This is a genomic window from Halioglobus sp. HI00S01 (genome assembly GCF_001635445.1).
Taxonomy (GTDB): Bacteria; Pseudomonadota; Gammaproteobacteria; order Pseudomonadales; family Halieaceae; genus Halioglobus; species Halioglobus japonicus.
Window position 1 is genome coordinate 169161 of sequence record NZ_LWEE01000110.1, and the last position, 12152, is coordinate 181312.

18 protein-coding genes are annotated in these 12152 nt (G+C 56.3%); 2 read left to right on the top strand and 16 right to left on the bottom strand.

Annotated elements, in window-relative coordinates:
* Positions 1-26: 26 nt before the first annotated feature.
* From A3709_RS13575 to A3709_RS13620, 11 genes are all read right to left on the bottom strand, one after another.
* Entirely contained in the window at positions 27-464 is a 438-nt protein-coding gene (locus A3709_RS13575; RefSeq protein ID WP_066055484.1) for a PaaI family thioesterase, read from the bottom strand.
* Positions 454-1119, bottom strand: a complete 666-nt coding sequence (gene bla, locus A3709_RS13580) for a subclass B1 metallo-beta-lactamase (protein WP_156507759.1) — start codon at positions 1117-1119, stop codon at positions 454-456. The genes A3709_RS13575 and bla overlap by 11 nt, the downstream gene beginning before the upstream one ends.
* A 70-nt stretch (positions 1120-1189) precedes the next feature.
* A complete protein-coding gene (locus A3709_RS13585; RefSeq protein WP_066055490.1) occupies positions 1190-1741 on the bottom strand; it encodes a hypothetical protein in 552 nt (183 codons plus the stop codon).
* The gene (locus tag A3709_RS13590) at positions 1731-2000 is read right to left on the bottom strand and encodes a YidH family protein (protein ID WP_066055492.1); all 270 of its coding nucleotides are present in this window, start codon (positions 1998-2000) and stop codon (positions 1731-1733) included. Before A3709_RS13590 ends, A3709_RS13585 begins: the two co-directional genes overlap by 11 nt.
* A gap of 11 nt (positions 2001-2011) precedes the next feature.
* On the bottom strand, positions 2012-2746 hold the full coding sequence (locus A3709_RS13595; RefSeq protein WP_066055495.1) for a class I SAM-dependent methyltransferase: 735 nt from the start codon (positions 2744-2746) through the stop codon (positions 2012-2014).
* Between the two features lie 11 nt (positions 2747-2757).
* Positions 2758-3033 carry a TMEM165/GDT1 family protein gene (locus tag A3709_RS13600; protein WP_066055498.1) on the bottom strand — a complete coding sequence of 92 codons (276 nt, stop codon included), beginning with the start codon at positions 3031-3033 and terminating at the stop codon, positions 2758-2760.
* A gap of 45 nt (positions 3034-3078) precedes the next feature.
* Positions 3079-3255 (bottom strand): VOC family protein, encoded by a 177-nt coding sequence (locus A3709_RS23750; protein WP_197484190.1) that lies wholly within the window; start codon positions 3253-3255, stop codon positions 3079-3081.
* Positions 3256-3266: 11 nt separating this feature from the next.
* A complete protein-coding gene (locus A3709_RS23755; protein ID WP_197484191.1) occupies positions 3267-3470 on the bottom strand; it encodes a VOC family protein in 204 nt (67 codons plus the stop codon).
* A gap of 46 nt (positions 3471-3516) precedes the next feature.
* Positions 3517-3765 (bottom strand): DUF6868 family protein, encoded by a 249-nt coding sequence (locus A3709_RS13610; protein ID WP_066055502.1) that lies wholly within the window; start codon positions 3763-3765, stop codon positions 3517-3519.
* A 285-nt stretch (positions 3766-4050) separates the two neighbouring features.
* Positions 4051-4611, bottom strand: a complete 561-nt coding sequence (locus A3709_RS23760; RefSeq protein WP_066055505.1) for a VOC family protein — start codon at positions 4609-4611, stop codon at positions 4051-4053.
* 3 nt (positions 4612-4614) lie between these two features.
* Positions 4615-5073 (bottom strand): GNAT family N-acetyltransferase, encoded by a 459-nt coding sequence (locus A3709_RS13620; protein WP_197484208.1) that lies wholly within the window; start codon positions 5071-5073, stop codon positions 4615-4617.
* Between the two features lie 256 nt (positions 5074-5329).
* Between A3709_RS13620 and A3709_RS13625 the strand changes: the two genes are divergently transcribed.
* Positions 5330-5995, top strand: a complete 666-nt coding sequence (locus A3709_RS13625; protein ID WP_066055509.1) for a cupin domain-containing protein — start codon at positions 5330-5332, stop codon at positions 5993-5995.
* A gap of 64 nt (positions 5996-6059) precedes the next feature.
* On the opposite strand, the gene A3709_RS13630 is transcribed toward A3709_RS13625, so the two are convergent.
* The 5 genes from A3709_RS13630 to A3709_RS13650 form a co-directional block, all read right to left on the bottom strand.
* Entirely contained in the window at positions 6060-6686 is a 627-nt protein-coding gene (locus A3709_RS13630) for an MSMEG_1061 family FMN-dependent PPOX-type flavoprotein (RefSeq protein WP_066055512.1), read from the bottom strand.
* Between the two features lie 69 nt (positions 6687-6755).
* Complete coding sequence (locus tag A3709_RS13635) at positions 6756-7082, bottom strand: DUF6482 family protein (RefSeq protein ID WP_066055515.1); 327 nt, start codon at positions 7080-7082, stop codon at positions 6756-6758.
* A gap of 99 nt (positions 7083-7181) precedes the next feature.
* Positions 7182-7712, bottom strand: coding sequence for a chorismate mutase (locus A3709_RS13640; RefSeq protein WP_066055518.1), 531 nt, complete (start codon positions 7710-7712; stop codon positions 7182-7184).
* Positions 7713-7778: 66 nt separating this feature from the next.
* Positions 7779-8267 (bottom strand): AAA family ATPase, encoded by a 489-nt coding sequence (locus A3709_RS13645; RefSeq protein WP_066055521.1) that lies wholly within the window; start codon positions 8265-8267, stop codon positions 7779-7781.
* A gap of 69 nt (positions 8268-8336) precedes the next feature.
* Positions 8337-8738 carry an ACT domain-containing protein gene (locus tag A3709_RS13650; protein WP_066055524.1) on the bottom strand — a complete coding sequence of 134 codons (402 nt, stop codon included), beginning with the start codon at positions 8736-8738 and terminating at the stop codon, positions 8337-8339.
* A gap of 326 nt (positions 8739-9064) precedes the next feature.
* Between A3709_RS13650 and A3709_RS13655 the strand changes: the two genes are divergently transcribed.
* A complete protein-coding gene (locus tag A3709_RS13655; protein WP_066055527.1) occupies positions 9065-12151 on the top strand; it encodes an error-prone DNA polymerase in 3087 nt (1028 codons plus the stop codon).
* Position 12152 lies beyond the last annotated feature (1 nt).

Here is a 12152-nt window from a genome sequence, read left to right on the forward strand (position 1 = left end):
CGATCCTCTCCTGTTAGCGGCAGCGCTTAGCCTGCATAACCGGCCATATCAGCCAACTTCATTTTACTGCGCACGAAAATGCCGTTACCGCGCCCGATTTCCCGTCCCTGTGAATCATAGACCACCGCCTCCGCGATAAACTGGCTGCGGTTGTAGTTCACCACCTTGCCAACCGCACGCATATTGCCGGGTGACATGGGTCTCGTCATATAAGTGGTAAACGACGTTGTCAGGACAAACACCTCCGGCTCGAGAGAATTGGCGGCGAAGAAAGCGGCATCGTCGAGCATCTTGAAATACACGGAGCCGTGCACGCCACCCGCGGCGTGGCAGTGCTGTAGACCCGCTTCAATAATAATTTCCGCTTCGCCTTCGCTTACGCTCATCACCGGATGATAAAAGTCGTTAACCGGTGCTGTGGCGTAAAGGCTCTCCAGCGCGCGGTAATGGTCACTATTCGTCATCTACTATCTCTCTATTGGCGGCCTCTGCAAGATCGGCCGTATGCATCAATAATTCCGGGCCGCCGACATCGCCGTGCCCCGGCACAACGAACTGCGCGTCCTCAAACCTGTCCAATACCCGCAGGGCAGAGTCGCCCCACTCAGACATCACCGCATCGCGGGTATTGCCCATGCTCTGGGTCTGCATAGCACGCACCAGACAACCTCCCATCAAGACTTTCGCTTGGGGCAGCCACACCACAATATTGTCCGCCGTGTGACCACCACCGGGGTACCAGGCGTAGGCCTGCTCACTCCACAGCCAGTGCCCCTCTCCAGAAAATGTGTGTTTGGCCAGCGCGTCGCCCTGCGAGGCCAACAACTCGTTAGTCTGCGCAGAGGCCCAGGTGTCTACACCCTGTGCGTTTAACCAGGCGATGCCCGAGGCGCGGTCATCGTGATAATGCGTGGAGATGCTGGCCTTCAACGTCCAGCCCTGATTCGCTATCCACTGCGCCAGCTTCCTGGTATCGGCCACCTGCCAAGGGGTATCGATAATATAAGCACTCGCATCATGAACCAGCACTAGGCCATTGGAGGGGTAATAACCGATGTTCGGCAGCCTGCCATAAGAGACGTGACGATATATTCCCGGGGCGATTGCGCTGACTTCCATAACGCCATCGTCGCGCCCAGCCTTAACTAACAGAGGCGACAAAAAAAGCAGTAGCGCCAATAGTATGCGTTTAGCGTTTGCCAATGCGATCGCCTATATGCACCCAGCCGGGCTGCACTACCTTTGCGTTAATGCCGCGCAGATTCAGCGCCTTACCCGCCTCAGAATTAACAAAGGCCACCGCATCGCGACCAAAACGCTGTTGGAACTTGGCGCAGCCCAGGTGGGGTTCTGCCGTCACTTCAATGACGGCTTCGCCAAGAGTGAGCTGGGTTCCCGAAGGCAGGTTTTCGTCACTCAGGTTGAAGTCCACATAAAACTGGTCACCGGCCAGCGGCCAGCGCGCCGGGTCCGGTTCGATGGCGGCCAGGGCACGCATATTCATAAGGTTCAATTGCATATCCGGATGGGCGGCCTTGTTGCGCTTGCCCCTCGCCCTCCAGTTGTCGCCCACCAGGCCCAACTCGAGGCTTAGCTCACCCGCATCCAGCTCGCGTCGCTCGCCCACCGCCGGACGGCAGACAATCAACTCAACACTTCCCTCATCACGCGGCGCCGCCGCAATATGTGCGAGTTGCTCATCTAGCTCTGCCAGTGCCCGGAACCGAATTTCACTCGTCATGATCACTCTCCTTGATCTGGTCCTGCATCAAGGATGCGCGCACCGCATAAAAGCGATAAATACCCATCACAAAAACACACACGCCGAAAATCAACAGCAACCAGGCCATCACCACATGGGTGTGCTGCTCCGGAAAGAACTGGAATAACACCACAGCGCCGGCAATCAACGACAGTGCCGTACGCACATAAGCCAAGAACGTCCGCTCATTGGCCAATCGCGTGCGCTCCAGCGCCAAAGAATCACGTATGGTTTCCATAGATTGCCTCCCTACAGCCGGGCTACCAACAACCGGTAACCCGCGTCGATATGCTCCCGTGACATCAGGGCTTTATTTTGCCGCGCCCATGCGCCCGAAGCCAGATCCGCACGCAACTTCTCCAGCCCCGAGGCGGTATCCGGGTAACGCGAGAACGAAGATATAGACTGCTGCACATCGGCATCCAGGTAGGCCTCGGGGCGACACCAATAGGCTGCCAGAAAACCATCCATACAATCAGCGGGAATCATTAAGGGCGCCACTTCAACCTCTTTAAAATGGGCACCGATCTGCGTCATAGAGGGGAACATGCCACAGTCCTGCTCATAGAATGCAGGGAAATAATCACGCGTAAGCCAGAAAGGCTGGGCCTCCGGATCCCAGGTGAGCACCACAAAACCATCACGGGCCACACGGCAGATTTCCCGTAGCCCTGCATTCACATCCTGCCAGTGATGCATCGACAATACCGTCATTACGTGGCTGAAACTGTTGTCAGTAAATGGCAACCGCTCTGCCGCCCCCTGTACTACAGGCGCAGCGCCAGATGAGCGCTGCGAGATCATCTCGAAGGATGGCTCGAGCGCAACCAGCGGCAGGTGTCGAGGTTCATAGGAGCCTGTACCGGCGCCGATATTGAGCACACTGGTAGCGTCGCCCAGGCGTGCGACCAGCTGGGATTCAATGCGCGGATCGGGCACTCTGCGCCGGCTGTACCCTTTCCCTATCCGGTCGTAAATTGCCATCGCCCCGCCCCTCAGTGGGCGTGATAGAGCGTGTACACACCAATGCCAATGAAGCCGATACCTGCGGCGTAGTGCAGGTACTTTTCATTGATGTATTCAGCGAGCAGCGCGCCTGCCAGCACGCCAAGCGCTGAGGCAACAATAAGTGCTGCAGAGGCTGCGAAGAACACGGTGTACTTGCTCACCTCTTTGTCGGTGGCAAATAACATCGTCGCCAGCTGCGTCTTATCACCCAGCTCTGCGATAAAAACCGCCGCGAAGACAGTTAGGAAAACTTTCCAGTCCATAGGCGCTCTTCCAATCCTCGGTGCTTAGCCTGCTACCGGTTAACGTCAGGCAGGCTGATGGAATTCGATGACGTTGTTATCCGGATCGCAGATGAAGAAAAAATATGCGCCTTCAAAACGCACTTCTTCAGTAATGGTAATACCCATATCACGCACCCTGGCCGCAACAGCCTGGCCATCAGTCACTTCCAATGCAATGTGGGTATAACCCGGATATTTCACCGGCTCCTCCATTAACACATTGCCCTGAGGAGCATCGGCGCGGCATTGAGAATCAGGTTGAAGTTCACCCCACTGGGGTGCTCGATAATCGCTACCGGCTCAGGCCCCACCGGCCCGACAATAAACTCAAACCCCAGTTGTTCGTAGAACGTCCGTGATACCTGCATATCTCGCACGCGCAGGCCAACATGATTAATTCCGGTAATCTCTTTCATCAAGTCAGTCAGCCCCCCAGATTGGCGAATTTGATACTGCGCATACTCAGCCCTGCATCAGCCTGAGCGCGACATAGGGCACAAGATTAAGCATGATAAACGCCAGCTTGAAGTTGGCGAGAAACGTGAAGTACATCTCGTCGAGTTTTTCCGCAGGCACGTTGGCCATTCTCGAGTGTAACGTCTTTACCTGCTCTCTGCAGATCAGAAGCACAATAGCACTGAACAGATACAGGCCGATACTGATCACGGTACACCAACCAATAAATGTCGTTAGTGTTGTCAGATCTTCCATCTCTTTCCTCTCAGGTTTTACGCATTGACCTCACATGGAGACCGATGCATACGAGTTTTTGCCAAGCGCAGCCCTGGCAGACAGTGGTGGTGCCTATGGTTCCGGGTCATTGACGCTGCCGGCCTTCTCCTGGCCTTCGCGACGGGCGATTTTTTGCTGTAGTAGCGCCAACTGCCGTGCCTGGTGTTTACGCTCACCACGGCGAACGGCCCACCACAACGCCATAACACACGCGAGCCCGACTATGGCGCCCAGTATCATACGAAGCCCCGCTGCAACATTGATCTAGCGGGGCTCCCACAGCTCGATCGGGTTACCCTCAGGGTCATACAGCCTGGCGAAACGCCCGTTCGGGTACTCCTCGGGATCCACTGTCACCTCAATGCCGGCCGAGCTGAGCTGAGCTGAGCTGAGCTGAGCTGAGCTGAGCTGAGCTGAGCTGAGCTGAGCAACCATTTTATAATGGTAGCCGGTATCGAAGCTTACCGAAGGGCGGGCCGTTTTAATTTCCCGATAAGATGAACCGGCGGCAATGCCGTATTCATCTATCGCTTTCCTTGTGTAGATCATGTCGACAAGATCCCGCCTCTCGTCCTGCGCCTTGAACATCGCGATGAGATCGCCACCCTTCGACACCCTGTAACCGACCGTGGTGGGCCCATCCTGCTGCCATGCGATTTCCTCCACCTGATATCCGGGAAATGCCGCGGTCAGGATATCAACACTGATCAACATATCCTGCTGCAGTGCCAGCTCACCCATGTGCCATTCACTCAATGCGATTCTGGAGTCGCCGTGCATACAGGCGCCCAGCAAAAGCGTGACCAGCAGTAAGACAACTTTCATCTGCTATACCCTCATCACCTGGGGTCGGACGAACAAGCCCACGATACGCCCAAACAAGTGCCGGTACATGGCCTCGATTTCCTCCTCACAAATAGCTCCGCCGCGAACCAGCATCTCCAGTTTCTCGGCCGGCTCCTTGACCAGGAAGCCAGAGGCGGCAAAACCGTTCCTCGTATAGAACGCCTTCCGCCGCACTCGCTGACTATAGTTTTCCGCGCTCTCATCGAGCACTTCAATATTCAACGCAAGCCTCTTGCCCGGGTGTAATTCAGCCAGATGGCTCAGAACCTGGCCCCCGTATCCAGATGAACGACAGTGCTCAGCTATCGCCAGGAACTGGATAAACACAATATCTCGATAGTCATTGGCATACATCAGGCCAATCCACTGCGCATCGTCATAGATTGCGTAGAATCCTGGCTTACCATGCCGTAGTTTGAATTTTAGCAGCCAGGTGGGTATTCGCTCCGCGCCGGCAAAGGCTTGCTTTTACAGCGAAATAATGGACAGGTAATGGGGATCTTGCCTGGAAGCTGGTCGAAATTCGATACTCATCACAGATATCCCTGGGTCATCTGGATACTGACACTACCACATTCTGTGAACATGCCATGGATATTGAACTCACCTGTTACCGGCGTGACAGCCGAAGCGTGGCATTGACGCGGTATGCGAAACCAGCAGACACTAGACCAATCACTCTGCGCGGCACCCAACCATGACCACATTGATCAACGCCGATTTTGAACAACGCGTTGTTGTTCTCCCCGAAGATTATCGGTGGGTAGATTCACCCATGCCCGGCGTCGAGCGCATGATGCTCGACCGCGTTGGCGATGAAGTTGCCCGCGCGACATCGATTGTGCGTTACGCGCCCAACAGCAGTTTCTCCCCTCACACGCATGGTGGCGGTGAAGAGTTTATCGTTCTCGAAGGTGTTTTCTCCGACGAGCATCAGGATTACGCCCAAGGCAGTTATGTGCGCAATCCCATTGGCACATCACATACCCCCAGCATCGGCGATGAGGGGGCCACGATCTTCGTCAAGCTCCAGCAGTTTGATGCCGGCGACACCGAGCAGAAGGCCATCGATACCCGCACCGAAGCCTGGCGGCCGGGGTTGGTAGAGGGTCTCTCGGTAATGCCCTTGCATGAGTACGAAGGCGAACATGTGGCGCTGGTGAAATGGGCGCCACACACCCAGTTCCAGCCCCATCAACACTGGGGCGGGGAAGAAATCCTGGTATTGGAGGGAACATTTCATGACGAGTACGGCAGCTATCCAAAAGGATCTTGGCTGCGCAGCCCACACCTGAGTAAACACACACCTTTTACGAAGGAAGATGGCGCGCTGATCTATGTAAAGGTGGGCCATTTAAGCTAATGGCGCACCACGCAGCCAGCTTAAAACCAAGTGCTGGCGCTAACTTCAAGAGCCGACAAGCAGTCTAATACAGCTCATTCTTGTAGTTCTTCTCAATCTCTTCTTCGAGAACCTTCTCCAACTGCGCATCGCCACCCATGGCAGCGCTTATCTGACGCACCATCAGCGATTCTCCCCGCTCGCCCCATTTCTCGGGCTTCCACAGGTTTGAACGAATCATCGCCTTGCCGCAGTGGAAGAAACACTCCTCCACCTCCACATAGGTGTACATCAGCGCCGGCTTGTTGTTTACCTGTAACTGCTCGAGCATGTCGGAGTCTTTACGCAACGTGGCAGTGCCTTTTACGCGCAAGGTCTCGCGCATGCCGGGCACCACGAATATCAGACCGATACGATTGTCTCTGAGGAGATTATGAAAGCCGAAAGCCAGTTTATTGCCGGGCCGCTCCGGAATAATCAGGTTGCCCTTGTCGTCAATCCAGGTAAAGCCTACCGGGTCGCCCTTGGGTGAAATATCTGCCCTGCCCTGCGCATCGATAGTAGACACGAACGCCAGTGGCGAGGAGGCCACAAACTTCCGCATAGGATCATCAAGCGCCGAGACCACTTTGGCCTTCACAATATCTAGGGGCGCACCGATAAGTGCTTCCAGCTTGGCCTCGTCGTCGATGAGGTGCTCGTCGCTCGTGATTCACCTTGTTTCCAAAACCCGTGGTGTTCAAGCCGCCTCTATATTGCCGACAACAGTAACACTCAGGCGCTAATGATCTCGCCTGGATGTGGGATCGACATAAGCAGGCGCGCCCAGCGGCACCTCCATGCGATTACTCGCTTGTTTGGAGGGAGCACCGATCATTTCATCGTATGCGCTCTCCTGGCGTAGCACGACCTCGTTAATCCCAAGGTGCCCGAAACACTCGCGCAGACTGGTGAGATTACGGCTGCGCAGGCACTGCTTGTTGTCCTTCCAGACCACGTGCTCTTCATCATCGATAACCACAACAGCCTGGTAAAGCGCCTGCTCCAGAGAGCATATCACCAGTTTCTGGATGTCATGGTGCACTAGTTCGCTATGTAATATCTTCATACTTCCTACTCGATGAATCAGTGTTCTTGCGCAGTATTTGCGTCTCAAAGTGACGGTCAGACGTTATCATTTGCCGCAACTCAATATCGCCAGACTCACTCACAAAAGCTCTACTTCTTTCAAGGCGTCAAACAAGCGCTGCTTATCTGCAGCGGTGACATATCTGGCCGTGATTATCGCCTCAAACTCGGTGAAAGGAACCTGATCAAACGAACCATGCCGCGTCAGATAGTCAGAAATCCGCGACACAATCTCGTCACCAAGTCGGAGTAACTCCGGCCGAATTACGTCATTAAGGTCCACAGGCTCTTTGGGGACTGGCTCGGAGAGCAGGTCTGCGCGATATCTGAACTGAATCGCCTTGGCGATACCGATCTGCACCCGGAAGAAGCTCTCTATGGACTGTGGATTCAGTCCTCTCTCAAAAGCTGCACGTTTGGATTGCTCAATCACCACCTCTTCTCGCTGCACATTTTCAATAGGCAGATAATTCACCGCCTTGAACAAGGCGACGTCTTCCATATAGTGAAGACGCTCATTAATCGACTCGAACAGGTTACGCGGGAGCTCATCGGCACTTGCATGCAGTGGCAGCAACAGTGAAAAGACAATAATAGATAGGAGCTTCATATCAAATTACGTACTCCACACAGCCAACAGGGGCGCCATCGACGGATGCGGCACTCGACACCAGTGCTACAGCGTGTCGCCATTGCTGGTCACCACTCGCTTTGTACCCGTGAATTCCTCATAGAGAGCCTTGTGAGCTGCAGCCGAAAAGGTATCTGTTCGATCCGAGTACTGGGAGATCCACTCGATGAGCATGTCGAGATTCTCGTCCTGCGCTTCTTTGGACGGATACTTGTGTGGCTCCCAGGGGCGGCTACGGGCATTCTCTACACAGTCATTCACCGGGAGGTTCATATAAATCATTTCACTGGCCTCCGGCACCGCCATCTCCAGCAAATCTGAATAACAGCCCTCAATCACCCACCCAGGGTTCGCACCGATAAAATCGACGATCTTGTCCTGCGACGCCGCCAGCGGCATCCGCTCTGGCGGAATTGTGGGCAGCCAAGCCAATGTATCCAGATCAAGGTGTGCAAGACCGTGGTCTTTACTGAGCCTGCCGGCCAGGGTTGATTTACCTGAGCCTGAATTTCCGAAAATAAGGATTCTTTGCACTAACCTCGCTCCTTTGTGTCGCCTCGCCTGAGGCATAACCAGCGATCAACGACAGCGTCGCGCTGATACTCACGCACCGGACAACTCCCCAAGTGCGGCCATCGCTGGGACGGCGTCTCCGGCCGGTATAAAGATATGGTCATGGTAGTACCCGGCAACCACATTGGCACTCAGACCGTGCTCGGCCAACTTGCTCGAAAATGCGGCGGTAAGACCTACTGCCTCAAGGCTGGAATGCACACGCAAACTGATATGGCGAAACACCGCGTCGTAATCAAGTTTGGCACGCTCTGCGCTGGCCCTGGGAACAACCAGGGTCAGTCCCTCTGACTCATGCATTGCCGCGATGGGCTGTAACGCTGCATGATCACCGTAGTGAGCGTTCTCAAACGTGCAAAACACATACTCCTCGTCCGACAGTTCGGGGGACATTGCCGCAATCAGTTTTGCCAGATGGGTTTCGCCAGACATGTTTTTTCTCCTGCTCACTACCCTACTCCGAACTATCCGCATAGCCATCGCGGCGGATAAAACCGTCGGGGTCGACAGCTCGAAAATGAAAACACCGGCTCCAACCCTTGCCAATGCCTAACGATAAAACTCCACATAAAACTTCACCGGCCCCAGTGGTTTTATATGGTGCCGAATCATGGGCTCGACGGCATCACACTTAGAGACTATACAATGCGATCATCGTTGTGCACCTTCAGGGCTCCACGACAGTGCGCCATGAATCCTTTGAATCGATGAACCGTCAAGATTGACGAACCCCCCAATACTGTATAAATATACAGTATATGTCAATCTACGCTGAACTCCACTGCCTGTCCTGTTACAGCTTCCTGCGCGGCGCCTCGCACCCCCACGAGCTGGTGGCCCGGGCGGCGCAGTTGGGCTATGCGGCGATTGCTATTACCGATGAATGCTCGCTCGCGGGAATAGTGAAGGCTCACGTCGCCGCCAAGGAAGCGGGCATTCAACTGATTGTGGGCAGTGAGTTCCGGCTTGAGGAGGGCTTCCGGGTTGTAGCACTGGCACCCAGCCGAGCGGCATATGCAGAGCTTTCCGGGCTCATCAGCACAGCCCGTCGGCGCAGTCCCAAGGGCGAATACCAGGCGTCGATGCGGGATGTGATTTTTCACCTCAAGCGCTGCTTGTTGATCTGGCTACCAGAGGGTAACACCACCGAGAACCAGGCCTGGGGCAAGCAACTGGCCCGCTTGTGCCGGGATAGAGTGTGGCTGGGAGTCAGCCACCTGCTGGGTAATAACGAAGCAGTCAGGCAGCAGGCCTTACTGGATTTGGCTCTGGCACTGAAGATACCACCGGTGGCCTGTGGCGATGTGCGCATGCACGAGGCGGCGCGCAAGCCACTGCACGATGTGTTCACCGCCCTGCACCACAACACCAGTATTGCCCAGTTGGGCATGCGCCGGTTGGGCAACAGCCAGCAACACCTGCGCTCAGCGAATAAAATCACCCCCCTCTACCACCCCCAACTACTACTGGAAACACTGGAGATCGCCCGTCGCTGTCAGTTCAGCCTGGAAGAGCTGCGCTACGAGTATCCCGAAGAGGTGGTGCCGGAAGATCACAGCGCCAACAGCTATCTGCGCGCGCTCGTAGCTGAGGGCAGCGAGCAGCGCTGGCCCGGCGGCGTACCCGCAGCCGTAGCCGAGCGCATCGACAAGGAACTGGCACTCATTGAAGAGCTGTCTTACGAGTATTACTTTCTCACCGTCTACGACATTGTTCGCTTTGCCCGCGACAGGGGCATTTTGTGCCAGGGCCGGGGCTCAGCCGCCAATTCGGTGGTGTGCTACTGCCTTGGCATTACCGAGATCTCGCCGGAGCAGATATCGCTGCTGTTTGAGCGTTTTATTTCCAAAGAGCGGGATGAGCCCCCGGATATCGATGTGGACTTCGAACACGAGCGCCGCGAGGAAGTCATTCAGTACATTTACAACAAGTACACTCGCAAGCGCGCCGCCCTGGCGGCCACCCTGATCACCTACCGGGCCCGCAGCGCCGTACGCGATGTAGGCAAGGCGCTGGGGCTGGACCCGGCTTTCGTCGATGACCTGGCGCGCTCTATGGCCTGGTGGGATCGCACCGGCGATCTCAAGCAGCGCTTTGAGGAGCAGGGCGTGGCGGAGCACAGCCGCCAGGCAGAGTTGTTTTACTCCCTGGTGCAGCAGATTCTCGGCTTCCCGCGCCACCTGTCCCAGCACTTGGGCGGCTTTGTAATTACCCGCAGCCCGATTTCCACACTGGTGCCGGTGGAGAATGCCAGCATGGTCGATCGCACCGTTATCCAATGGGACAAACAAGATATCGAAGCCCTGGGCCTGCTCAAGGTGGATGTGCTAGCCCTGGGTATGCTCTCTGCCATTCGCAAAAGCCTGCAAATGGTGCATCGCTACAACCCGGCCATTGGCCAGGTCAGCGATATTCCCAAGGAAGACAAGGCCACGTACCAGATGCTGCAGCAGGCCGACACTATCGGCGTTTTCCAGATCGAATCCCGCGCCCAGATGTCCATGTTGCCGCGGCTCAAACCATCCTGTTTCTACGACCTGGTAATAGAAATTGCGATTGTGCGGCCGGGCCCGATCCAGGGTGACATGGTACATCCCTACCTGCGCCGCAAGCAGGGACTGGAACCGGTAACCTATCCCTCCGAGGCGATCAAGGAGGTACTGAAGAGCACCCTGGGCGTGCCGATTTTCCAGGAGCAGGTCATTAAGCTGGCCATGGTGGCGGCGGGCTTCTCCGGCGGCGAGGCAGACCAGCTGCGCCGGGCCATTGCCAACTGGGGGCGCGACAGCCGCCTGGGTGAATTCGAGCAAAAACTCACCCGGGGCATGATTGAGCGCGGCTACGATGCAGACTTCGCCCGCCGCCTGTTCAATCAGATCAAGGGTTTTGCCGGCTACGGCTTTCCCGAATCGCACTCGGCCAGCTTTGCGCTATTGGCCTATGTCTCGGCGTGGCTCAAGCGCCACCACCCGGCGGCATTTTTTGCCGGCCTGCTGAACAGCCAACCGATGGGATTTTACTCCGCCTCACAATTGGTGCAGGACGCCCGCCGTCACGGTGTACTCGTGCTGGCTATCGACGTGAACCAGAGCCTGTGGGACCACGAACTCCTCGACGAGCCCAGGCGCCCGGTGCGGCTGGGCCTGCGATTGGTGAAAGGCCTGAGCCGCGAGGGAGCCCAGCGCCTGGTGGAGGCCCGTCAGCAGGCGCCTTTCAGGCAGGTGAGCGATCTGCGCCGCCGGGCACAACTACATAAGCGCGATATGGAGGCACTGGCCGACGCCGACGCCCTGCAGTCATTGAGCGGCCACCGCCATCAGAGCCAGTGGCAGATTATGGCGCTGGAGGAATCGCGGCCGCTGCTGCACGACGAGGCGTTTCAGAGTGCCCGCTACTTCAACGACGATGTGCAGCTGCCGGCACCGGCGGTAGCCGAAGAAGTGTTATCGGATTACCGGGCTACCGGGCTCACCCTGCGCGCCCACCCCATGAGCCTGCTGCGCGAACGGCCGCCCTTTAATCGCTGCAAGCGCCATGTCGATCTGGCCGCAGTGGGCAATAAACGGTTTGTGCGTATTGCCGGGCTCGTCACCTGTCGGCAACGGCCGGGCAGCGCCTCGGGCGTGTTGTTTCTCACACTGGAAGATGAAACCGGCAACAGTAATATTGTGGTGTGGCAGCGGACTCAGGAGAACTTCCGCCAGGCGCTGATGTCAGGGCAGTTACTGTTAGTCACCGGCATCGTAGAAACCGTGGACAACGTCATCCACGTGATTGCCGGGAAGCTCGAGGATTACACGCACGCGCTGGACAAGCTACGGCTCAAATCCCGCAACTTCCACTAGG